A 24,400-nucleotide genomic window follows, 5' to 3' on the forward strand; every position below is an offset into this window, starting at 1 on the left:
TATCGGTTTACAATAGCGCTTACATTTTTTATAATTGTTAGTGAACTTAACCTTAAGAAACAGGAGGATGGAGTATGAATATCCATGAGTATCAAGGAAAAGCAATCTTTCGCTCAATGGGCGTAGCAGTACCAGAAGGGCGTGTTGCATTCTCAGCTGAAGAGGCTGTTGAAAAAGCAAAAGAGTTAGACACAGATGTTTATGTTGTTAAAGCGCAAATCCATGCAGGGGGTCGTGGTAAAGCAGGCGGTGTCAAAATTGCCAAATCTTTATCCGAAGTTGAAACATACGCAAATGAGTTATTAGGTAAAGTTTTAGTAACCCATCAAACAGGTCCAGAAGGTAAAGAGGTTAAACGTCTTTATATCGAAGAAGGCGCAGACATTAAAAAAGAATACTATATCGGTTTTGTTATTGACCGTGCGACAGATCGTGTTACATTGATGGCATCTGAAGAAGGGGGAACTGAGATCGAAGAAGTTGCTGCGACAAATCCAGAAAAAATCTTCAAAGAAACAATCGATCCAGTTGTTGGATTAGCGCCATATCAAGCACGTCGTATTGCGTTTAACATTAACATTCCAAAAGAGTCAGTCAATAAAGCAGTTAAGTTTTTAATGGCTTTATATAATGTATTCATTGAAAAAGATTGTTCTATTGTTGAGATTAACCCACTTGTATTAACAGGTGAAGGTGATGTTTTAGCATTAGACTCTAAAATCAACTTTGATGACAATGCATTGTTCCGTCATAAAGATATTCAAGAATTACGTGATTTAGATGAAGAAGATCCAAAAGAGATTGAAGCATCTAAATATGACCTTTCTTACATTGCGTTAGATGGTAATATCGGTTGTATGGTGAACGGTGCAGGTCTTGCGATGGCAACAATGGATACGATTAACCACTTCAATGGAACACCAGCAAACTTCCTTGATGTAGGTGGTGGCGCTACGAAGGAAAAAGTAACAGAAGCATTCAAGATCATATTAGGTGACGATAACGTCAAAGGTATTTTTGTGAATATTTTTGGTGGTATTATGCGCTGTGATGTTATCGCTGAAGGTATTGTTGCAGCAGTGAAAGAAGTTGACTTAACATTACCTTTAGTTGTGCGCTTAGAAGGTACAAATGTTGCACAAGGTAAACAAATTTTAGAAGCATCAGGATTAGCGATTGAACCAGCTAGTACAATGGCTGAAGGTGCACAAAAAATCGTTAAACTTGTGAACGAAGCGTAAGGAAAGGATGGGACAACTAAAATGAGTGTATTTGTAGATAAAAATACGAAAGTTATCGTACAAGGTATTACGGGGTCAACTGCCCTTTTCCATACAAAGCAGATGTTAGAATATGGAACGCAAATCGTAGCAGGTGTAACACCTGGTAAAGGGGGACAAGTCGTTGAAGGTGTGCCAGTTTTTAATACAGTAGAAGAAGCTAAAAACGAAACAGGCGCAACAGTATCAGTGATTTATGTACCAGCACCATTTGCGGCAGATGCAATTTTAGAATGTGCAGATGCAGAGTTAGATTTAGCGATTTGTATTACAGAACACATTCCAGTGATTGATATGATTAAAGCTAAGCGCTACTTAGAAGGCAAAAAGACACGCTTAATTGGACCAAACTGTCCGGGTGTGATCACATCAGATGAGACAAAAATCGGTATTATGCCGGGTTATATTCATAAAAAAGGTCATGTTGGCGTTGTATCTCGTTCTGGTACATTAACTTATGAAGCGGTACACCAATTAACTGAAGCGGGCATTGGACAAACAACAGCAGTAGGTATCGGTGGAGACCCAGTAAACGGTACGAACTTTATAGATGTATTAGAAGCTTTTAACAACGATGAGGATACAAAAGCGGTTGTGATGATTGGTGAAATTGGTGGAACAGCTGAAGAAGAAGCTGCTGAATGGATTAAAGCTAATATGACAAAACCAGTTGTTGGCTTTATCGGTGGTCAAACAGCACCTCCAGGAAAACGTATGGGTCATGCAGGTGCGATTATTTCAGGTGGTAAAGGAACAGCAGATGAAAAAATCAAGACATTAAATAGCTGCGGAGTCAAAACAGCAGACACACCTTCAGAAATTGGTGAGACACTTATCGAAGCAGCTAAAGAAGCAGGCATTTATGAATCATTACTTACAGTGAAATAATCATAAATTTTAAAGTAGGATGGCGTGGTGCTATCCTACTTTTTGACATCTTACTACTATTTACATATATATTTTCAAAAGTAATTTGTATCCAATAGCAATGGAGGTATCATTGAATGACATCGAAAAAAATAACCCAACATCAGCAAATGTTGTTGCTTATATACGCAGGGTTTAGGACGCAACAACTCAGGACGCTATCTTCTGTGATAACAAGCACAGCCATTACGCCACAACAGCTTTATAAACGCCTTTCACAGCATCCCTCGTTTAAAAGTTCCTCATCATTCCACACTAAACTTAAAACGCTCAAAACATTAAACATTGGGACCATTGAACATCAACTCAAATCAGAACGTATTCAAACATTAAGCCTAAATGATCCTTTATATCCACGACGACTCAAAGCGATTTATGATCCCCCTTTAATCCTTTTTTGTAAAGGTCATCTTCACTACTTAAATCATCCTCACATATTGGCAATCGTTGGTTCAAGAAAACATACACAATATACAGTGAAAGCATTGGATTACTTGCTGCCTGAATTTGCACGAGCAGGGCTATTAATCGTTTCAGGATTGGCGCATGGTGCAGATGCGTATGCACATCAATATGCAATAGAATATGGTTGTCCTACTATTGGTGTGTTAGGTTTCGGTCATTTATATCATTATCCCAAAACAACACAAATATTGCGCAATAGCGTAGAGCGCTACGGTGTAACAGTCAGTGAATATCCACCGCATTGCCCTCCCGCTCGATTTCAATTTCCAGAACGTAATCGCATTATCAGTGGATTGTCACAAGGTGTCTTAATCACAGAGGCAAAAGAAAAAAGTGGGGCGCTGATCACCGTAGATCAAGCACTTGAACAAAATCGCAATGTCTATGTACTACCGGGTGATATGTTTAACCCCTATACAAAAGGGAATTTGTTGAGAATTCAAGAAGGTGCAGAAGTCGTATTATCGAGTAGAGATATTTTAAAAGATTACAGCGTATAAGTGATGATTTTAATGTGAAATAATGGGAAAAGATTGACAAATATAAAATTAACCGTTTATTATTTATCTTTGTAATCAGAAATAGCGAGGGGGGACTTGCATTGGCAGAAAATCTTGTCATTGTTGAATCACCTGCAAAAGCTAAAACAATCGAAAAATATTTAGGTAAAAAATATAAAGTCATCGCATCAATGGGACACGTCAGAGATTTACCACGTAGTCAAATGGGTGTAGATGTTGAAGATAATTACGAGCCTAAATATATCACGATTCGTGGTAAAGGGCCTGTTGTGAAAGAATTAAAGCGACATGCAAAAAAAGCGAAAAAAGTTTTTCTTGCGAGTGACCCTGACCGTGAAGGTGAAGCAATTGCATGGCATTTAGCAAATATTTTAGAAATACAAGATAAAACAGACAATAGAGTTGTATTTAATGAAATTACAAAAGATGCGGTAAAAGCAAGTTTTAAAAAACCAAGAGGTATTGAGATGGAACTTGTTGATGCGCAACAGGCACGCCGTATTTTAGATCGCTTGGTCGGTTATAATATTTCACCGGTATTATGGAAGAAAGTGAAAAAAGGGCTTTCTGCAGGGCGTGTTCAATCTGTGGCGTTGAGACTAGTAATCGATCGTGAGAATGAAATACGCAACTTTAAACCTGAAGAATATTGGACGATTGAAGGTGCATTTCGATATCAAAAATCCAAATTTACGGCCAAGTTTCTTCATTATAAAGGCAAACCATTTAAGTTATCCTCAAAAGAAGATGTTAAAATTGTTACAGATGCTTTAAATGGTGATCGCTTCCAAGTTACAAAAGTCAGCAAAAAAGAGCGTACACGTAAACCAGCCAATCCTTTTACAACTTCAACTTTACAGCAAGAAGCAGCACGTAAGTTGAACTTTAAAGCGCGCAAAACAATGATGATTGCGCAGCAGCTATATGAGGGGATCGACTTAAAACGTGGCGGAACGGTTGGTTTGATTACTTATATGAGAACAGATTCAACACGTATCTCTAAAGAAGCGCAAGCAGAAACTAAGCAATATATTGAAAACACATATGGTAAAGCATATATTACGAAAGCAGTGAATAAAGGTAAACAAGGCGATCAAGACGCACACGAGGCGATTCGTCCAACAAGTACGTTGAGAACACCAGAGGAAGTTAAAGCTTACTTGACACGTGATCAGTTCAGATTGTATAAACTCATATGGGAGCGCTTTGTTGCGAGTCAAATGGCACCTGCTATTCTTGATACAGTGGCAGTCGATCTTGAACAAGGCGACATCAAGTTTCGTGCGAATGGCCAAACGATTAAGTTTAAAGGTTTTATGACATTATATGTGGAAGCAAATGATGATGCGACAAAAGAAAAAGAGAACCGTCTGCCTAAGTTAGAAGAAGGTCATGAGGTGATCGCTACAAACATTGAACCCGCACAGCACTTTACACAGCCACCACCACGTTATACAGAAGCACGTCTTGTTAAAACTTTAGAAGAGTTGAAGATTGGACGACCATCAACATATGCACCGACAATTGATACGATTCAAAAGCGAAATTACGTTAAAAGTGAAAGCAAGCGTTTTGTACCTACCGAACTCGGCGAAATTGTTCACGAACAAGTCAAAGAATACTTCCCAGAAATTATTGACGTCGACTTTACTGTGAATATGGAAACATTGCTGGATAAAATTGCAGATGGCGATATTGAATGGCGTAAAGTAGTAGGCGATTTTTATAATAGTTTTAAACAAGATGTTGAACGAGCAGAAGAAGAAATGGAAAAAGTTGAAATTAAAGATGAGCCAGCTGGCGAAGATTGTGAGAAGTGTGGTAGCCCAATGGTCATTAAAATGGGACGTTACGGCAAATTTATGGCTTGTTCGAACTTTCCAGATTGTCGCAATACAAAAGCAATCGTCAAGCCGATCGGTGTAAAATGTCCAACATGTCATGATGGTGATGTGGTAGAACGTAAGTCGAAAAAAAATCGCATTTTTTATGGTTGTTCCAACTATCCTGAATGTGAGTTTGTATCGTGGGACAAACCTATTGGCCGTTCGTGTCCAAAATGTAATCACTACTTAGCTGAACATAAAAAAGGACGTACAACACAGGTTGTATGCTCAAATTGTGATTACAAAGAAGAAGCAGTGAAATAATAATTAAAGGGAGGTCGCTACAAATGACAGCAGTAAATATTATTGGAGCAGGATTAGCAGGCTCAGAAGCGGCATATCAATTGGCAGAGCGTGGTATTCATGTCAATCTATATGAAATGCGACCAGTTAAACAGACACCTGCACATCATACAGATCAGTTTGCTGAACTCGTGTGTTCTAACTCATTAAGAGGTAATGCTTTAACAAATGCAGTAGGTGTGCTTAAAGAAGAAATGAGACGTTTGGATTCGTTGATTATTGCAGCTGCAGATAAAGCGCGTGTACCAGCAGGCGGTGCATTAGCTGTTGATCGTCATGATTTTGCAGGTTATATTACTGAAACATTGAAAAACCACCCCAATGTGACAGTAAAGCACGAAGAAATTACATCTATCCCTGAAGGTCCGACAATTATCGCAACAGGCCCTTTGACAACTGAAGGATTGGCACAAGAGATTGTCGCTTTGACAGGTGCAGATCAGCTTTACTTTTATGATGCTGCCGCACCGATTATTGAAAAAGAGTCTATCGATATGGATAAAGTTTATTTGAAGTCACGCTATGATAAAGGTGAAGCAGCTTATCTTAACTGTCCGATGACGAAAGAAGAGTTTGATCGTTTTTATGAAGCAGCATTGGCAGCAGAAGTTGCACCTATGAAAGATTTTGAGAAGGAAAAATATTTTGAGGGATGTATGCCTTTTGAAGTCATGGCAAGTCGTGGACCTAAGACATTATTATTTGGACCTATGAAACCAGTGGGACTTGAAGATCCTAAAACAGGAAAACGTCCATACGCTGTTGTACAGTTACGCCAAGATGATGCAGCCGGCACACTTTACAATATTGTAGGTTTTCAAACACGCTTGAAATGGGGCGCACAAAAAGAAGTATTACGTCTTATTCCTGGTCTTGAAAATGTTGATATTGTGCGTTACGGTGTGATGCATAGAAATACATTTATTAATGCACCAGAAGTTTTGACAGAGACATATGCATTCAAAGGACGAGAGCATCTTTTCTTTGCAGGTCAGATGACGGGGGTTGAAGGATATGTAGAAAGTGCAGCAAGTGGTATGATTGCAGGTATTAATATGGCGCATCGTATGTTAGGGAAGAAAGAAGTTATTTTCCCAAGAGAAACGATGCTTGGCAGTATGGCGTATTATATTTCTCACGCAACAAATAACAAGAACTTTCAGCCGATGAATGCAAATTTTGGACTTGTACCGGAATTACCAGAGCGTGTGAAGGATAAAAAAGCACGCTATGAAGCATTGGCTGACCGAGCATTGACATATTTAGATCACTTTAAACAAACACTGCAATAAATAGAGATAGTATTTGACAAAAGTAGTAAAATTTAGATAACTGTGAAAATTTAATGTATAATCTATGCAGTTCCCCTCATCATTATGCTACAATGCTAGTGATGGAGGGGTTTTTACATTGAAACAAATCCAACAACAATTTTTAAATATGTTAAAATATGAGCGCTTTTTTTCAGAGCATACGTTGAAAGCTTATTATGATGACCTTGAACAGTTCAATCGCTTTTTACTACAAGAACAACTGACATTGCAAAATTTTAGCTATCGAGAAGCACGTGGCTATCTACAAATGTTATACGATATGGGTTTTCAACGAACAACGGTTTCGAGAAAGATATCAACATTGCGAAGCTTTTATGCTTATTGGATGACGTTGGATGATACTGTGGCAAATCCGTTTGTACAGCTTGTCCATCCCAAAAAGGAACGTTATCTCCCATCTTTTTTTTATGAGGAAGAGATGGCAGCATTATTCGAAACAGTGATGCAAGATTCGAAAAAAGGTTTAAGAGATCGTGTGATTCTTGAAGTTTTATATGCAACAGGGATCCGTGTTTCCGAACTCGTATCATTAAAACAATCTGATATAGACTTGACGATGAGCATCCTCAAAGTCATGGGGAAAGGACAAAAAGAACGCATTGTGCCGTTTGGAGAATTTTGTCGACAAAGCATTGAAGACTACTTGACTCATTTTCAACCTATACAAATGCCCAAGCACGACTATTTAATCGTAAATTTACAAGGGCAACCCATTACAGAGCGAGGTATACGCTACGTGCTCAATGATATTGTTAAGCGTACATCGGGTGTTACAGAAATTCACCCCCATAAGCTCAGACATACTTTTGCAACACATCTATTAGATGCTGGTGCAGATTTAAGAACAGTACAAAGCCTACTGGGTCATGTGAACTTATCGACAACAGGTCGCTATACACATGTAACCAATCAACAATTAAGAAACGTATATTTACAAGCACATCCACGTGCTAAAAAGGAGAGTAAATAATTTATGAGTTCATCACTACATGCAACGACAATTTATGCAGTTCGACATAATGGCAAAGCTGCAATGGCTGGAGATGGTCAAGTGACATTAGGACAACAAGTCATTATGAAACAAACTGCTAAAAAAGTACGAAAACTCTATAACGGAAAAGTTATCGCAGGTTTTGCAGGAAGTGTAGCAGATGCTTTTACATTGTTTGAAAAATTTGAAGCTAAGTTACAACAATATGGTGGTCAACTTGAGCGTGCTGCAGTAGAGTTAGCAAAAGAGTGGCGTGGAGATAAACAATTACGTCAATTAGAAGCCATGCTTATCGTTATGGATGCTGAACATATTTTAGTGGTAAGTGGGACAGGCGAAGTGATTGCACCGGATGATGATTTAATCGCAATTGGTTCGGGTGGTAATTTTGCATTAAGTGCAGGGCGCGCGTTGAAACGACATGCAACACATCTATCTGCACGTGAGATGGCTTATGAAAGCTTAAAAGTGGCTGCAGATATTTGCGTATTTACGAATGATCATATTACTGTTGAAGAATTATAATAACGTATTATTAAATGGAGGGTTATAACCAATGGATACAAGTGCCATTAAACTTACACCAAAAGACATCGTGTCAGAACTTAATAGCTATATCGTGGGGCAAGAAGAGGCAAAGAAAAAAGTAGCAATTGCGTTACGAAATAGATATCGACGCAGCTTACTCAGTGATGAGGCTAAACAAGAAATTGCCCCCAAAAATATTTTGATGATGGGGCCAACAGGCGTAGGTAAAACAGAAATCGCAAGACGTATGGCTAAAATTGTAGGCGCACCATTTGTAAAAGTAGAAGCAACAAAATTTACAGAGGTAGGCTATGTAGGTCGAGATGTAGAAAGTATGGTACGTGATCTTGTGGATGTTTCGATTCGATTGGTTAAAGATAAAAAGAAAGCTGCCGTGCAAGATGAAGCACGCAACAAAGCCAATGATAAACTTGTGAAATTACTTGTACCAAGTATGAAAAAGAAAGCAACACAGTCTTCAAGTAATCCGTTAGAATCGCTGTTTGGCGGTGCATTACCTCAATTTGGTCAAAACCAAGAAGAAGAGGAAGAGCCACCAACTGAAGCGATTAAAACCAAACGTTCTGAGATCAGACGTCAACTGTTAGAGGGATTGTTAGAAGAAGAAAAAGTACGGATTAAAGTCGAACAAGATCCCGGTACATTAGGTATGTTAGGGACACAACAAAATGAACAGATGCAAGAAATGATGAACCAACTGATGCCTAAGAAAAAAGTGGAAAAAGAAGTTCCAGTTAAAACAGCACGTAAAATTTTAATAGATGACTATGCAGATCAGATGATTGATCATGAAACAGCAAATCAAGAAGCACTAGAGTTAGCAGAACAAATGGGAATCATCTTTATTGATGAAATTGATAAAGTCGCAACTTCTAATGCACAAGGTGGCGGACAAGATGTATCACGCCAAGGTGTACAACGTGATATTTTACCTATTCTTGAGGGTAGCGTGGTTAAAACAAAATATGGTACTGTTAGTACGGAACATATGCTATTTATTGGGGCTGGGGCATTTCATGTGTCTAAACCGAGTGATTTGATTCCAGAGTTACAAGGGCGATTCCCAATACGTGTTGAATTGCAAAGCCTAACAGTAGAGGATTTTGTGCGTATTTTGACAGAACCTAAACTTTCTTTAATTAAACAATACGAATTATTGTTACAAACAGAAGAAGTCACTGTGAATTTCACAGATGAAGCTATACAGCGTCTGGCTGAGATGGCATATCATGTGAATCAAGAAACAGATAATATTGGTGCGAGACGATTGCATACAATTCTTGAAAAAATGTTAGAAGATTTATCATACGAGGCACCTAATATGCCGAATGCTCAAGTTGATATCACCCCTCAATATGTCGATGATAAATTAAAAACAATTTCAACAAACAAAGATTTAAGCGAATTTATCTTATAAAAAAGGAGTAGTGACATGAGCTTATTAACAAAGACGAGAGAACTCAGTAGCTTATTACAAAAACATAAAGGAATTTCAGTTAATTTTAAAGATGTTGCACAAACAATTAGTAAAGTGACAGTGACGAATGTATTTATCGTTTCACGCCGTGGTAAAATTCTTGGCTCCTGTCTTAATGAATTACTTAAAAATGATCGCATTATCAAGATGTTAGATGATCGTCATATTCCAGATGCATATACAGAGAAGTTGATGCACGTTTTTGAAACGACGTCTAATATTGACATTGAAAATCCATTATCGGTTTTCCCATTAGAGAGTCGAAGTTTATTTGAAGAATCTAAAACAACAATTTTCCCAATTATTGGAGGGGGAGAGCGTTTAGGTACACTGGTTTTAGGACGTGTGTCTGATGCGTTTGATGATAATGATCTTGTTTTAGGTGAATATGCAGCAACTGTGATTGGTATGGAAATCTTGCGTGAAAAACATTCAGAGATTGAAGCAGAAGCACGTGATAAAGCAGCGATTTCGATGGCGATTAATTCACTTTCTTATTCTGAAAAAGAAGCAATTGATCATATTTTTGATGAATTAGGTGGTACTGAAGGATTATTAATCGCATCAAAAGTAGCTGACCGTGTAGGTATTACGCGTTCTGTTATTGTTAATGCGTTGCGTAAGCTTGAAAGTGCAGGTGTGATTGAATCACGTTCACTCGGTATGAAGGGGACGTTTATCAAAGTTAAGAAGCATGCATTTTTAGATGAATTAGAACGTATGGAATGATGAATTTCATTGTTGCAATGGCTATGTGATTATGATATATTTATATGCGGCTATCATATGCCAAAACACACACGTTGCACTGACGTATAAATGGGTGCGATAGTTTTATCGTTTTTATATGAGTGAACGTGGAGGAATAGAACCAATTAGGAGGAATTTTATTATGGCAGTCATTTCAATGAAACAATTGCTAGAAGCTGGTGTTCACTTCGGTCATCAAACACGCCGTTGGAACCCAAAAATGAAAAAGTACATCTTCACTGAAAGAAATGGTATCTATATCATTGATTTACAAAAAACAGTGAAAAAAGTAGAAGAAGCTTATAACTTTGTTAAGCAAGTATCTGAAGAAGGCGGTAAAGTCTTATTCGTAGGTACTAAAAAACAAGCACAAGAATCAGTAAAAGCTGAAGCAGAACGTGCTGGACAATTCTACGTAAACCAAAGATGGTTAGGTGGAATTTTAACAAACTTCAAAACAATTTCTAAACGTGTACAACGCATTTCAGAAATTGAAAAAATGGAAGAAGACGGTACTTTCGAAGTACTTCCTAAAAAAGAAGTTGTTGAACTTAAAAAAGAATATGACCGTTTAATCAAATTCTTAGGCGGTATTCGTGATATGAAATCAATGCCTCAAGCATTATTCGTAGTTGATCCACGTAAAGAACGTAATGCGATTGCAGAAGCACGTAAATTAAACATTCCAATCGTAGGTATTGTTGATACAAACTGTGATCCAGATGAAATCGACTATGTCATCCCAGCTAACGATGATGCGATTCGTGCGGTTAAGTTATTAACTGGCAAAATGGCAGACGCAGTCTTAGAAGGTCAACAAGGTGTATCTAATGATGAGGTAGCTGCTGAACAAAACATCGACTTAAATGAAGATGTTAAAGCAGAAGACGAATCAACTGAAGCAGCAGACAACGCTGAAGCATCTGTTGAGTCTAACTAAGTAGAATCTTAAAATGGGTGATAAGATATTGATGCTTATCTCCCTTTTTTTAAAATAAAATAATGAATGGATATTGGAGGAATAGTGAATGGCAATTTCAGCTAAACTTGTTAAAGAATTACGTGAAAGAACTGGCGCTGGTATGATGGATTGTAAAAAAGCGTTAGAAGCAACTGAAGGAAATATTGATAAAGCAATCGATTACTTACGTGAAAAAGGTATTGCAAAAGCAGCTAAAAAAGCAGACCGTATTGCTGCAGAAGGTATTACACATGTTGAAGTTAAAGGTAACGACGCAGTTATCGTTGAAATCAACTCTGAAACAGACTTCGTTGCACGTAACGAAGGTTTCCAAGAGCTTGTAAAAGAAATCGCAAATCAAATCCTTGAAACGAAAGCTGAATCAGTTGAAGCATTGAATGAAACAACGTTACCAAACGGCAAAAAAGTTTCTGAACATATGACAGAAGCAATTTCAACAATTGGTGAAAAATTAAGCTTACGCCGTTTTGAAATCAAAACAAAAACAGACAACGATGCATTCGGTGCTTACTTACACATGGGCGGTCGTATCGGTGTGCTTTCAGTTGTTGAAGGTTCAACTGACGAAGAAGCAGCTAAAGATGTTGCAATGCATATCGCTGCAATCAACCCTAAATATGTTTCTTCTGACCAAGTAAGTGAAGAAGAAATTTCACATGAAAGAGAAGTTTTAAAACAACAAGCGTTAAATGAAGGCAAACCTGAAAATATCGTTGAAAAAATGGTTGAAGGACGTTTACGTAAATATTTACAAGAAATCTGTGCAGTTAACCAAGATTTCGTTAAAGATCCTGACCAAACTGTTGAGCAATTCCTTAAAGCTAAAGGTGGTCAATTAGTAGACTTCGTTCGTTATGAAGTGGGCGAAGGTATGGAAAAACGTGAAGAAAATTTTGCGGATGAAGTAAAAGGACAAATGAAATAATCAACACGGTTTTGTATAAGAAAGAAGACACGCGTTGTGTGTTCCTTTGCATGACTTCAATGCATTGAATTGAAGCCGTGACAAGGAAGATACTATTGTGTCTTCTTTACTTGTATTGTTCCATATAATACGAATAGAGAGGTTAATATTATGACTGAAACTTCAAAATATAAGCGAGTAGTTTTGAAACTGAGTGGAGAAGCATTAGCAGGAGATAAAGGATTTGGTATTAATCCGATTATTATTAAAAGCATTGCTCAACAAGTAGCAGAAGTAGCAAAAATGGATACAGAGGTTGCTGTTATTGTAGGCGGCGGTAACATTTGGCGTGGTAAAACAGGTAGTGACTTAGGGATGGATCGTGGAACGGCTGACTATATGGGAATGTTAGCAACCGTGATGAACGCTTTAGCACTACAAGATAGTTTAGAACAGTTAGATTGTGATACACGTGTTTTAACATCTATCGAGATGAAACAAGTAGCAGAGCCTTATATTCGTCGTCGTGCTATTCGTCATTTGGAGAAAAAACGCGTTGTTATTTTTGCTGCAGGTATTGGAAATCCTTATTTCTCAACAGATACAACTGCAGCCTTACGTGCGGCAGAAGTAGAAGCTGACGTTATTTTAATGGGTAAAAATAATGTTGATGGTGTTTATTCAGCAGATCCTAAAGTAGATCCATCTGCGAAAAAATATGAGCGCTTGACTTATATTCAATTATTACAAGAAGGTTTACAAGTAATGGACTCAACAGCCTCTTCATTCTGCATGGATAATAATATTCCATTAAAAGTCTTCTCAATTATGGAAGAAGGTAATATTAAACGTGCAGTACAAGGCGAAGATATTGGAACAATTATCACAAAATAATACAGAGGTGACTTTACCATGAATGCAATTATTAAAGATGCAAAAACACGAATGAAAAAATCAGCAGAAAGTTTATCACGTGAACTTGCGCAAATTAATGCTGGACGTGCTAACTCTAACTTATTAGCAGGTGTAAATGCAGACTACTACGGTGCGCCGACACCTGTTCAACAGTTAGCAAGTATCAATGTACCAGAAGCGCGTTTACTTGTGATTTCACCATACGATAAAACATCACTTAAAGAAATTGAAAGAGCAATTATCGCTGCTAACTTAGGTGTCAATCCTACGAGTGACGGGGAAGTAATCCGTATTACAGTACCTGCCCTTACAGAAGAACGTCGTAAAGAGTTAGTAAAAGAAGTTAAAAAATCAGGTGAAAATGCCAAAGTTTCTGTGCGTAATATTCGCCGTGATGCCAACGACGCATTGAAAAAACAAGAAAAGAACGGTGACATCTCAGAAGATGAATTGCGTTCATCTTCAGATGAGGTTCAAGATGTAACGAATGATGCAATTAAAGAAATTGATCAACTTGTTGCTGACAAAGAACAAGATATTATGTCTGTCTAATGCGCTGTTATAAGGTTGAGAGTCACAAATATGGATTCCAAGCCTAACACAAAAACTGTACCGAATCAGACTTTGGTACAGTTTTTTCTATGTATATTTAATGCACGAATTGAGTATGATAAAATGGTAGATAATTGTACGCTGATAAGATTATAATATTTAAGAGACATCATAGCTCGGAGGAACGCGCATGTTTAAGAAATTTAAGAAAAATCATCATCAATCACAAAGTGCTGACATAGGCGCATTAGACTTACAAAAAATTCCACAGCATATTGCAATCATTATGGATGGTAATGGACGTTGGGCAAAACAGCGAAAAATGCCGAGAGTCAAAGGGCATTATCAAGGAATGGAAACGATTAAGACGATTACTCGAGCAGCAAGTGATCTCAATGTAAAGTATTTGACACTTTATGCTTTTTCAACTGAAAATTGGTCTCGACCTCAAGAAGAAGTGAACTATATCATGGGATTACCTGTTAACTTTTTAAATACTTTTTTACCAGAACTGATTGAAAAAAATGTCAAGGTTGAGACAATTGGCTTTATTGATGAACTCCCTCCAAAAACAATACAAGCTATTGAAGAAGCAAAGTTAAAAACAGCAGATAACACAGGTTTGACGCTTATTTTTGCGATTAATTACGGTGGACGTGCAGAGATTATGAAAGGCATTCAAAATATGATCAAGGCACATAAACATGCTTCAGATCGTGATATTGAACAGTTGACTGAACAACATTTTGCACAATACTTAATGACGTCAGATTTTCCTGATCCTGACCTTCTTATTCGCACATCGGGTGAACAACGTATTAGTAACTTTTTAATTTGGCAACTATCATATAGTGAATTTATTTTCAATGACAAGATGTGGCCAGATTTTGATGAAACAGAGTTAAAGGCATGTATAAAAACATATCAATCACGCCAAAGAAGGTTTGGAGGATTGTAGATAGGAGTTTGAGATGAAGGTAAGAACGATTACAACAATAATTGCACTTATAGTATTTTTGCCCATTTTATTAATGGGTGGTAAAGTATGGATGTCTTTTACGTTTATATTAGCACTCATCGCATTAAAAGAATTGTTAAATATGAACCGTATTCGATTTATATCTTTTCCGGGTCTTGTGAGTGCACTAGGTTTGATTATCATTATGTTGCCTGAAGCGTTTGGGAGCTGGGTTCCCTTTTTACAACAAAAAGCACTGATTATTTTGAGTTTTATTATTTTAAGTTATACAGTTATGTCTAAAAACCGCTTTAGTTTTATGGATTCTGCGTTTTGTTTGATGTCTGTTGCCTATGTTGGTATTGGTTTTATGTATTTTTATGAAACACGTGAAGCAGGATTACATTTTATTTTATTTGGTTTATTAATTGTTTGGTTAACGGACACAGGAGCATACATATTCGGAAGACAATTTGGTAAGCATAAATTGTGGCCAGTCATCAGTCCTAACAAAACAATAGAAGGTTTTATCGGTGGTTTATTATGCAGTTTGATTGTCCCACTTTCTTTTATGTTTTTTATACCATTCGATTATAGTATGATTTGGATTTTAGTTTTAACTGTTGTTTTGAGTGCTTTTGGTCAACTAGGAGATTTAGTGGAGTCAGGCTTTAAACGTCATTTTGGTGTCAAAGACTCTGGACGCCTATTACCCGGTCATGGTGGGATACTTGATCGCTTTGACAGTTTTATGTTTGTACTTCCACTCATGAATATTTTCCTAATTCAAATGTAAAGAGAAGTGAATATAATGAAAAATATAGCAATTTTAGGTGCTTCAGGTTCGATAGGTCAACAAGCTATTGATGTTATAGAGCGTCACCCTGAACATTTTCGATTAGTAGGGCTGTCCGTAGGTAAACGTGTGGATGAAGCGATTGACATTGCTACACGCTTACAGCCAGATATTATATCTGTACAATATGAAAAAGATATGGCACGATTTGCCCATTTAAATGTTAAAGTAGTTCATGGTCAGCAAGGCCTGCTTGATGTGGCAACATATGAAAAAAATGATCTTGTGTTAAATGCATTGCTTGGAAGCGTGGGTTTAGAGCCAACGATGGCTGCTATTAGCCAAGGTATTAATATTGCATTAGCTAATAAAGAAACACTTGTTGTAGCAGGGGAGTTGGTCATGGCACATGCCAAAAAAAATGGTGTGACCATACTGCCCGTTGATTCGGAACATGCGGCTATCTTCCAATGCTTGAATGGAGAAGATATGAAACAAATCCAAAAAGTATGTATTACAGCAAGTGGTGGTTCGTTTAGAGATCTGACGCGAGAACAACTTCAATCGGTAACAGTAGAAGATGCCCTGAATCATCCGAACTGGTCAATGGGTCAAAAAATCACCATTGATTCTGCTACCATGATGAATAAAGGGTTTGAAGTGATTGAAGCAAAATGGTTGTTCGACTTAGAAATTGAACAAATCGAAACTATTTTACATAAAGAAAGCATCATTCATTCTATGGTAGAATTTGTAGATACGAGTGTCATGGCACAATTAGGTACACCAGATATGCGTATGCCGATTCAATATGCTTTTACTTATCCAGAGCGCATCGAGCATCGTGCACCATCACTCAATTTAGCAGAAGTTGCACAACTCAACTTTCAAAAAATGGATTTTGATCGTTATAAATGTTTACAGTATGCTTATGATGCATTGAAAATAGGGGGTACGATGCCAGTTGTACTTAATGCAGTCAATGAAGTTGCGGTTGCTAAATTTTTAAATAGAGAAATTCAATTTTTAGATATTGAGCGATTAATCGAGCGTGAAATGAAGCAGCATAAGGTGATTCAACAACCGACACTCGAACAAATATTAGCGATTGATCATGAATATAAAACTAAGGAATATGAGGTGTAGCGGTCTGTGTTAGTTACCATTATTGCATTTATGATTGTTTTTGGTTTACTCGTTTCAGTGCATGAATATGGACATATGTTTTTTGCCAAACGTGCAGGCATCATGTGTCCCGAATTCGCGATAGGTATGGGTCCAAAAATATTAAGCTTTCGTAAAAATGAAACGTTATATACAATACGATTATTACCCGTAGGCGGTTATGTTCGTATGGCGGGAGATGGCTTAGAGGAGTCTCCTGTACAACCGGGTATGCATATTCGTATTAAGCTCAACAAACAAGATGAGATTACGCATGTCATACTTGATGATCAGCATAAATTTCAGCAAATTGAGGCGCTAGAAGTGAAGCAGCTTGATTTAGAGAATGAGATGTTTATCGAAGGGATTGCAGCATATGATGATACACGTCATCGCTATCCAATCGCACAAAAAGCTTTTTACGTTGAAAGTGGCAGCCTCATCCAAATTGCGCCTCGTCATCGACAATTTGTACATAAGAAGCCGCTTCAAAAGTTTTTAACACTTTTTGCAGGACCTTTGTTCAACTTTGTTCTTGCTTTCGTATTATTACTGGGTCTTGCTTACTACAATGGTGCGCCAACACCAACGATTGATCAGATAGGAAAAGGAACACCTGCTGAAAAAATTGGTCTTCAAAAAGGAGATACAATTAGTGAAATTAATGGTAAGACCATCCATCGTTTTACAGATGTTAGACGTGCATTGAAGGCGACAGCTGGACAAAAAACAGAAATTAAAGTCGAGCGAGAAGGAAAAACATTAACTAAAACGTTTGCGCCACAAAAAATGGAGCAACAGCTATCTAAAAAGCAGAATTTGACAACGTATCAGCTTGGTTTTATACCGACGAAAGAACGCTCGATCATTGAGCCATTGTTATTTGCAGGAGAAGAAACGTATCGCTTGGGTAAAGTGATCTTTATTGCGGTTGTAAGTATGATTGGGAGTATTTTTACTGGAGATTTCAGTTTTGATATGTTGAATGGTCCGGTAGGTATTTATAAAAATGTAGATACCGTTGTCAAAACAGGTATTATTAATTTAATTACATGGACAGCAGCATTAAGTGTGAACCTCGGGATTATGAACTTACTTCCGATCCCAGCACTTGATGGTGGTCGTATTTTATTTGTTTTATACGAAGCAATCTTTAAAAAGCCAGCTAATAAAAAGGCGGAAACAGTTATTATTGCTGCAGGTGCAGTATTCGTATTAATCATTATGGTCTTAGTCACATGGAATGATATTCAGCGTTATTTCTTATAATTGAAAGGGAGGCATTGTTAAGTATGAAACAATCCAAGGTATTTATACCTACATTACGTGAAGTGCCTGCAGAAGCAGAAGCATTAAGTCATCAGCTCTTGTTGAAAGCAGGACTTATTAAACAAAATACAGCAGGGGTATATAGTTATTTGCCACTTGCAACACGAGTTATTCATAAAATATCAGACGTTATTCGTGAAGAAATGGAAAGCATTGATGCAGTAGAAGTTGTTATGCCAGTCCTTCAACATGCAGAACTATGGCAGGAATCGGGACGTTGGGAGGCTTATGGTTCAGAGCTCATGCGTTTACGTGATCGCAACCAGCGTGAGTTTGCATTAGGACCTACACATGAAGAGGTCGTAACATCATTAGTACGTGATGAATTGCGTTCTTATAAACAGCTTCCACTTACATTGTTCCAAATTCAAACTAAATTTCGAGACGAAAAACGTCCACGCTTTGGACTGCTTAGAGGTAGAGAGTTCATTATGAAAGATGCCTACTCATTTCATGCAGATGAAGCATCATTGATGAAAACATATCAAGATATGTATGATGCATATAATCGTATTTTTAAACGTGTCGGCTTAAATGTACGTCCAGTTGTGGCTGATTCAGGTGCAATTGGTGGAAGTCATACACATGAATTTCACGCTTTAAGTGAGATTGGCGAAGATACAATTGTATACAGTGAGCAAAGTGATTATGCGGCAAATATTGAAAAGGCAGAAGTGGTATACATTCCTGCTCAGGGAGACAAAGAAGACATTCAACCGTTAGAAAAAATTGAAACGCCAAATGTCAAAACAGCTAAAGCATTAGCTGAATACTTAGGTCGACCACTGGATCAGACTACGAAATCAATGGTGCTTAAAATTGCAGGACAATTTGTCATGATTTTAATTCGTGGACATCATGAAATGAATGATGTCAAACTTAAAGATTTCTTTAAAACAGATGATATTGTGATGGCAACGGATGATGAAATATTTAACTTATTGGGTGCAGCTCCCGGCTCTTTAGGACCTATAACAGATAAAGATATAAAAATTTATGCAGACAACGGTGTTCAAGATTTAACCAATATACCTGTTGGGGCGAATGAAGAAGGTTATCATTATATCAATGCGAATATCGGTCGTGATTTTGAGGTGGAAGGTTACGGTGATTTTCGTTTTATTATAGAAGGTGAACCATTAGCAGATGGCTCAGGTCCAGCGAAGTTTGCTGAAGGTATCGAAGTCGGTCAAGTGTTCGTACTTGGTGAAAAATATTCTGAAGCAATGAAAGCGACGATTTTAAACAATCAAGGTCGTGAACAAAATCTAACAATGGGATGTTATGGTATAGGCGTATCACGAACATTAAGCGCCATTATCGAACAACATCATGATGATCGCGGTATTATTTGGCCTAAATCTGTTGCACCTTATGACATCCATATTATTACTGTAAATCCTAAGAAAGAAGCACAACAGCAATTGTCGGATTCATTATATACATCACTTAAAAAGCAATATGATGTATTATATGATGAGCGTAACGAGCGTGCAGGTGTGAAGTTTAATGATGCAGATCTCATTGGCTTACCGATTCGTGTTGTGATTGGGAAAAGGGCTGAAGAAGGCATCGTAGAAGTGAAACGTCGTGATACAGGCGAGAGTGAAGAAGTGGCTGTTGATGTATTAGCATCTTATATTGATACATTATATGAGCAACTTTAATCGTAGCAGGGTAGAAAGATGATTTTACAGAAAAGCTTTCATAATCTCGTACAGCAGAGGTGGCTTAAAGTGAAAATCTTGTTGAAATGCATTTTCACTTTAGACATCTACTGTCATTTACAAATGGTTATCATACAATAATGACTAGGGTCATCTCGATTTATGATTTTAAATAAGAAGGCTGGGAACAAGATGTGATCCCAGCCTATTCGTATCTTTAGCATGAGCAAAAGAGATAATGGTAGAAGTTACGATTTTTAGAGTAGAAGGTGGATTGAAACATGAGCTTACAAAACCAAGAAAAGTTTCAAATTCTTCTTAAACAATTGAATATGCAAGAACACTTAGATCAAGACATTATTGAAAAAAGTGAATTAACACGTGTCGACGTATCGGAGCATTCACGGGCATGGACATTTCATATTACACTTCCATATTTAATGCGTTATGAAGATTATGTGGTATTTACACATGCGATGAAAGAAACGTTTCAACATATTGCCTCAGTAGACTGGCGGATCAGTGTTCAATCAGCAGCAAATCAAGATGAACAACTCCTCAAGTATTTTGGGGATTGTATCGATCAAACAGCATTGTCACCTAAGGTAAAAGGACAACTCCGTCAAAAACGTATCATTATTTCAGGTCATATTGTCAAAGTGATGGTACAAAATGATATTGAGCGTAATCATTTTGATAAAGTATGCAATGGAAGCCTTGTACGTGCGATACAGCGCTGTGGTTTTCAAATAGATAAAGTTGTTTTTGAAACAGATACGACGGGACAAGAAGATGAACTTGCCTCCCTTGAAGCACATATACAACAAGAAGATGAACAAAGTGCAAGAGAAGCAACTGAAAAAATTGAAAAGATGAAAGAACAGAGAGCGCAACAAGAAGAGCAAGGTATCACGGTCGATAAGTGTCAAATAGGAAAGCCCATACATATTGAAAATATACGTCCTATTTCAGAGATTATTGAAGAAGAATTTAAAGTTGCAATTGAAGGCGTTATTTTTGACATCAATTTAAAAGAATTAAAAAGTGGACGCCATATTGTTGAATTGAAAGTAACAGATTATACGGATTCTCTCGTTTTAAAAATGTTTACACGTAAAAATAAAGATGACTTAGAACATTTCAAAGCGTTATCAGAAGGTCAATGGATTCGTGCACAGGGGCGTATAGAAGAAGATATGTATATTCGAGATCTTGTAATGATGATGTCGGATATTGAAGCAGTTAAGCATACGCCTAAACAAGATAAAGCGGATGAAAAACGTGTAGAGTTTCACCTTCATACTGCAATGAGTCAAATGGATGGTGTGACGCATATTGCTGACTATGTTGCACAAGCTAAGAAGTGGGGACATGAAGCTATTGCTGTCACTGATCATAATGTTGTACAAGCATATCCAGATGCGTATGCAGCGGCACAAAAGCATGGTATTAAAATGATATATGGCATGGAAGGAATGCTTGTAGATGATGGTGTTCCAATTGCATATAAACCGACTGATGTGATGTTAGCAGATGCAACATACGTTGTCTTTGATGTTGAGACAACAGGCTTATCGAATCAATATGATAAAATTATTGAACTTGCGGCAGTCAAAGTAAAAGATGGAGAGATTATTGATAAATTTGAACGTTTTAGCAATCCTCATGAAAAATTATCTGAAACCATTAAAAACCTGACACATATTCATGATGATATGTTGAAAGATGCACCAGAAATAGAAACCGTTTTGACAGAGTTTAAAACATGGGTTGGTGATGCAATATTTGTTGCGCATAATGCTTCGTTTGATATGGGATTTATTGATACAGGTTATGAGCGTCTTGGATTCGGTCCATCAACGAATGGCGTTATAGATACGCTTGAGTTGTCACGAACGATTAATACAAGCTATGGGAAACATGGTTTGAACTTCTTGGCTAAAAAATATGGTGTTGAACTGACACAGCACCATAGGGCGATCTATGATACGGAAGCAACTGCATATATTTTTGTGAAGATGTTAGCACAACTTAAAGCGCTAGAAGTTTACAATCATCAAGACATTAATCAAAAGCTTTCGAATGAAGATGCATATAAACGTGCACGTCCACAACATGTGACATTAATTGTTCAAAATCAAGTGGGTCTTAAAAACTTATTTAAGATTGTCAGCCAATCCTTAGTTAAATATTTTTATCGCACACCTAGAATTCCACGTTCCGTATTGGATGAATATCGTGAAGGGATATTAGTGGGTACAGCTTGTGATGAGGGAGAAGTATTTACAGCAGTGATGCAACGTGATCAATCAGAAGTTGAGAAAATTGCAAAATACTATGATTATATTGAAATTCAGCCACCTGCGCTATATCAAGATTTGTTAGATCGTGAATTAATTCGAGATAATGAAACACTTGTAGAAATTTATGAACGTATACTACAAGTCGGTCAAACTAACAATATCCCTGTGATAGCAACAGGCAATGTTCATTATTTACACGAACATGATGGCATTGCACGTAAAATTTTAATCGCATCACAACCGGGTAATCCACTGAATCGTTCGACATTGCCAGAAGCGCACTTTAGAACAACAGATGAGATGTTAGATGCATTTCATTTTTTAGGAGAAGCGCGAGCAAAAGAAGTTGTTGTGACTAATACACGTGCTTTAGCAGAGCGTATTGAAGAAGTCGTACCGATTAAAGATAAATTATATACACCTAATATGGAAGGTGCGAATGAAGAAATTCGTGAAATGAGCTATAATAATGCAAAACAATTATATGGAGAAGACTTGCCACAAATTGTTATTGATCGCCTTGAAAAAGAGCTGGACAGCATTATTGGAAACGGCTTTGCGGTCATTTATTTGATTTCGCAACGACTTGTAAAAAAATCATTAGAAGATGGTTATTTAGTAGGTTCACGAGGATCAGTCGGCTCAAGTTTTGTAGCAACAATGACTGAAATTACTGAAGTGAACCCGCTTCCGCCGCATTATATTTGTCCGAAATGTAAAAAGAGTGAGTTTTTCAATGATGGATCAGTCGGTTCAGGATTTGACTTACCAGATAAAATATGTGAATGCGGTACGGAATTTATTAAAGAAGGTCAAGATATTCCATTTGAAACATTTTTAGGATTCAAAGGAGATAAAGTTCCTGATATTGATTTAAACTTTAGTGGAGAATATCAACCTCATGCACATAACTATACAAAAGTGCTATTTGGTGAAGACTATGTTTATCGTGCTGGAACAATTGGTACAGTCGCTGAAAAAACTGCATTTGGTTTTGTTAAAGGTTATTTAAATGATCAAGGCATCCACAAACGAGGTGCTGAAGTGGATCGCCTTGTTAAGGGATGCACAGGTGTTAAACGAACAACGGGACAACACCCTGGTGGTATTATCGTTGTCCCAGATTATATGGATATTTATGATTTTACACCGATTCAATATCCGGCAGATGCGCAGAATTCAGCATGGATGACGACGCATTTTGACTTCCATTCGATTCATGATAATGTATTGAAGCTAGATATACTCGGTCACGATGATCCAACGATGATTCGCATGCTGCAAGATTTGTCAGGGATTGATCCCAAAACGATTCCAGTTGATGATAAAGAAACGATGGGGATTTTCAGCTCACCTGAGACACTGGGTGTAACCGAAGATGAAATATTGGCAAAAACAGGAACATTTGGCGTGCCAGAGTTTGGTACAGGTTTTGTACGTCAAATGTTAGAAGATACAAAGCCAACTACTTTTTCAGAGTTAGTCCAAATTTCAGGGCTTTCGCATGGAACAGATGTATGGTTAGGTAACGCTCAAGACTTAGTGCGTAGTGGAACATGTACACTATCCAGCTGTATCGGTTGTCGTGATGATATTATGGTGTATTTAATGTATGCCGGACTAGAGCCATCACTCGCCTTTAAAATTATGGAATCAGTGCGTAAAGGTAAAGGTTTATCTGATGAATGGGAAGATGTTATGCGTGAAAACAATGTACCAGAATGGTATTTAGATTCATGTAAAAAGATTAAATATATGTTCCCGAAAGCCCATGCTGCGGCTTACGTATTAATGGCTGTTCGCATTGCTTATTTCAAAGTACATCATCCGCTCTATTACTATGCGAGCTATTTTACTGTTCGAGCATCAGACTTTGATTTATTGACAATGGTTAAAGATAAAGACAGTATAAGAAATACAGTAAAAGATATGTATGCACGTTATATGGACTTAGGTAAAAAGGAAAAAGATGTACTAACAGTGTTAGAGATTATGAACGAAATGGCACATCGTGGATTTAAGATGCAGCCTGTTCATCTTGAAAAGAGTAAGGCATTTGAGTTCATTATTGAAGGAGATACATTGATTCCACCATTTATTGCAGTACCGGGGCTAGGTGAAAACGTTGCACAACGCATTGTAGAAGCACGTGAAGAAGGTCCCTTTTTATCCAAAGAAGATTTAAACAAAAAAGCGGGTGTATCAGCGAAGGTCATCGAGTATTTAGATGATTTAGGTTCGTTACCCGATATGCCAGATAAAGCACAGCTTTCTATTTTTGATATGTAACATTGCATTTGTCGTAGTAGTACATATGTGATATAATAATGGTGCTTATAAAAATGGA

General features: G+C 37.4%; 19 protein-coding genes. All 19 read left to right on the top strand.

Going from position 1 to position 24,400, the window contains the following annotated elements:
- Positions 1-74 precede the first annotated feature (74 nt).
- A complete protein-coding gene (gene sucC / locus FGL66_RS03675) occupies positions 75-1,241 on the top strand; it encodes an ADP-forming succinate--CoA ligase subunit beta (protein ID WP_180810246.1) in 1,167 nt (388 codons plus the stop codon).
- 21 nt (positions 1,242-1,262) lie between these two features.
- Positions 1,263-2,168, top strand: a complete 906-nt coding sequence (gene sucD / locus FGL66_RS03680; RefSeq protein WP_180810247.1) for a succinate--CoA ligase subunit alpha — start codon at positions 1,263-1,265, stop codon at positions 2,166-2,168.
- A gap of 131 nt (positions 2,169-2,299) precedes the next feature.
- The gene (dprA, locus tag FGL66_RS03685; RefSeq protein ID WP_180810468.1) at positions 2,300-3,172 is read left to right on the top strand and encodes a DNA-processing protein DprA; all 873 of its coding nucleotides are present in this window, start codon (positions 2,300-2,302) and stop codon (positions 3,170-3,172) included.
- A 101-nt stretch (positions 3,173-3,273) separates the two neighbouring features.
- The gene (gene topA, locus FGL66_RS03690; RefSeq protein WP_180810248.1) at positions 3,274-5,343 is read left to right on the top strand and encodes a type I DNA topoisomerase; all 2,070 of its coding nucleotides are present in this window, start codon (positions 3,274-3,276) and stop codon (positions 5,341-5,343) included.
- A gap of 23 nt (positions 5,344-5,366) precedes the next feature.
- Positions 5,367-6,674: an FADH(2)-oxidizing methylenetetrahydrofolate--tRNA-(uracil(54)-C(5))-methyltransferase TrmFO gene (trmFO, locus tag FGL66_RS03695; RefSeq protein ID WP_180810249.1), complete on the top strand. Its 1,308-nt coding sequence runs from the start codon at positions 5,367-5,369 to the stop codon at positions 6,672-6,674.
- Positions 6,675-6,822: 148 nt separating this feature from the next.
- On the top strand, positions 6,823-7,686 hold the full coding sequence (gene xerC / locus FGL66_RS03700; RefSeq protein WP_374757679.1) for a tyrosine recombinase XerC: 864 nt from the start codon (positions 6,823-6,825) through the stop codon (positions 7,684-7,686).
- Positions 7,687-7,689: 3 nt separating this feature from the next.
- Positions 7,690-8,232 (top strand): ATP-dependent protease subunit HslV, encoded by a 543-nt coding sequence (gene hslV / locus FGL66_RS03705; RefSeq protein ID WP_180810251.1) that lies wholly within the window; start codon positions 7,690-7,692, stop codon positions 8,230-8,232.
- A gap of 31 nt (positions 8,233-8,263) precedes the next feature.
- Positions 8,264-9,673, top strand: a complete 1,410-nt coding sequence (gene hslU / locus FGL66_RS03710) for an ATP-dependent protease ATPase subunit HslU (RefSeq protein ID WP_180810252.1) — start codon at positions 8,264-8,266, stop codon at positions 9,671-9,673.
- 15 nt (positions 9,674-9,688) lie between these two features.
- Complete coding sequence (gene codY, locus FGL66_RS03715; protein ID WP_180810253.1) at positions 9,689-10,462, top strand: GTP-sensing pleiotropic transcriptional regulator CodY; 774 nt, start codon at positions 9,689-9,691, stop codon at positions 10,460-10,462.
- Positions 10,463-10,625: 163 nt separating this feature from the next.
- Positions 10,626-11,423, top strand: coding sequence for a 30S ribosomal protein S2 (rpsB, locus tag FGL66_RS03720; RefSeq protein ID WP_180810254.1), 798 nt, complete (start codon positions 10,626-10,628; stop codon positions 11,421-11,423).
- A gap of 88 nt (positions 11,424-11,511) precedes the next feature.
- On the top strand, positions 11,512-12,390 hold the full coding sequence (gene tsf, locus FGL66_RS03725; protein ID WP_180810255.1) for a translation elongation factor Ts: 879 nt from the start codon (positions 11,512-11,514) through the stop codon (positions 12,388-12,390).
- Positions 12,391-12,540: 150 nt separating this feature from the next.
- Entirely contained in the window at positions 12,541-13,263 is a 723-nt protein-coding gene (gene pyrH / locus FGL66_RS03730) for a UMP kinase (protein ID WP_180810256.1), read from the top strand.
- Positions 13,264-13,281: 18 nt separating this feature from the next.
- A complete protein-coding gene (gene frr / locus FGL66_RS03735; RefSeq protein WP_180810257.1) occupies positions 13,282-13,836 on the top strand; it encodes a ribosome recycling factor in 555 nt (184 codons plus the stop codon).
- A gap of 190 nt (positions 13,837-14,026) precedes the next feature.
- The gene (uppS, locus tag FGL66_RS03740; protein ID WP_180810258.1) at positions 14,027-14,794 is read left to right on the top strand and encodes an undecaprenyl pyrophosphate synthase; all 768 of its coding nucleotides are present in this window, start codon (positions 14,027-14,029) and stop codon (positions 14,792-14,794) included.
- 13 nt (positions 14,795-14,807) lie between these two features.
- Entirely contained in the window at positions 14,808-15,590 is a 783-nt protein-coding gene (locus tag FGL66_RS03745) for a phosphatidate cytidylyltransferase (RefSeq protein ID WP_180810259.1), read from the top strand.
- A gap of 15 nt (positions 15,591-15,605) precedes the next feature.
- On the top strand, positions 15,606-16,736 hold the full coding sequence (locus FGL66_RS03750) for a 1-deoxy-D-xylulose-5-phosphate reductoisomerase (protein WP_180810260.1): 1,131 nt from the start codon (positions 15,606-15,608) through the stop codon (positions 16,734-16,736).
- A 30-nt stretch (positions 16,737-16,766) separates the two neighbouring features.
- Positions 16,767-18,023 (top strand): RIP metalloprotease RseP, encoded by a 1,257-nt coding sequence (gene rseP, locus FGL66_RS03755; RefSeq protein ID WP_180810469.1) that lies wholly within the window; start codon positions 16,767-16,769, stop codon positions 18,021-18,023.
- A gap of 23 nt (positions 18,024-18,046) precedes the next feature.
- On the top strand, positions 18,047-19,750 hold the full coding sequence (locus FGL66_RS03760) for a proline--tRNA ligase (RefSeq protein WP_180810261.1): 1,704 nt from the start codon (positions 18,047-18,049) through the stop codon (positions 19,748-19,750).
- A 281-nt stretch (positions 19,751-20,031) separates the two neighbouring features.
- Positions 20,032-24,342 carry a PolC-type DNA polymerase III gene (locus FGL66_RS03765; RefSeq protein WP_180810262.1) on the top strand — a complete coding sequence of 1,437 codons (4,311 nt, stop codon included), beginning with the start codon at positions 20,032-20,034 and terminating at the stop codon, positions 24,340-24,342.
- Positions 24,343-24,400 lie beyond the last annotated feature (58 nt).

It is taken from the genome of Staphylococcus sp. 17KM0847, from assembly GCF_013463155.1.
In the GTDB taxonomy this organism is placed as follows: domain Bacteria; phylum Bacillota; class Bacilli; order Staphylococcales; family Staphylococcaceae; genus Staphylococcus.

Coding starts and splice junctions, on each gene's coding strand:
- pyrH (WP_180810256.1), top strand. CDS start 12,541: ATGACTGAAACTTCAAAATATAAGCGAGTAGTTTTGAAACTGAGTGGA.
- FGL66_RS03745 (WP_180810259.1), top strand. CDS start 14,808: ATGAAGGTAAGAACGATTACAACAATAATTGCACTTATAGTATTTTTG.
- sucD (WP_180810247.1), top strand. CDS start 1,263: ATGAGTGTATTTGTAGATAAAAATACGAAAGTTATCGTACAAGGTATT.
- rpsB (WP_180810254.1), top strand. CDS start 10,626: ATGGCAGTCATTTCAATGAAACAATTGCTAGAAGCTGGTGTTCACTTC.
- hslU (WP_180810252.1), top strand. CDS start 8,264: ATGGATACAAGTGCCATTAAACTTACACCAAAAGACATCGTGTCAGAA.
- tsf (WP_180810255.1), top strand. CDS start 11,512: ATGGCAATTTCAGCTAAACTTGTTAAAGAATTACGTGAAAGAACTGGC.
- uppS (WP_180810258.1), top strand. CDS start 14,027: ATGTTTAAGAAATTTAAGAAAAATCATCATCAATCACAAAGTGCTGAC.
- xerC (WP_374757679.1), top strand. CDS start 6,823: ATGTTAAAATATGAGCGCTTTTTTTCAGAGCATACGTTGAAAGCTTAT.
- FGL66_RS03760 (WP_180810261.1), top strand. CDS start 18,047: ATGAAACAATCCAAGGTATTTATACCTACATTACGTGAAGTGCCTGCA.
- codY (WP_180810253.1), top strand. CDS start 9,689: ATGAGCTTATTAACAAAGACGAGAGAACTCAGTAGCTTATTACAAAAA.
- FGL66_RS03750 (WP_180810260.1), top strand. CDS start 15,606: ATGAAAAATATAGCAATTTTAGGTGCTTCAGGTTCGATAGGTCAACAA.
- FGL66_RS03765 (WP_180810262.1), top strand. CDS start 20,032: ATGAGCTTACAAAACCAAGAAAAGTTTCAAATTCTTCTTAAACAATTG.
- hslV (WP_180810251.1), top strand. CDS start 7,690: ATGAGTTCATCACTACATGCAACGACAATTTATGCAGTTCGACATAAT.
- sucC (WP_180810246.1), top strand. CDS start 75: ATGAATATCCATGAGTATCAAGGAAAAGCAATCTTTCGCTCAATGGGC.
- frr (WP_180810257.1), top strand. CDS start 13,282: ATGAATGCAATTATTAAAGATGCAAAAACACGAATGAAAAAATCAGCA.
- rseP (WP_180810469.1), top strand. CDS start 16,767: ATGATTGTTTTTGGTTTACTCGTTTCAGTGCATGAATATGGACATATG.
- trmFO (WP_180810249.1), top strand. CDS start 5,367: ATGACAGCAGTAAATATTATTGGAGCAGGATTAGCAGGCTCAGAAGCG.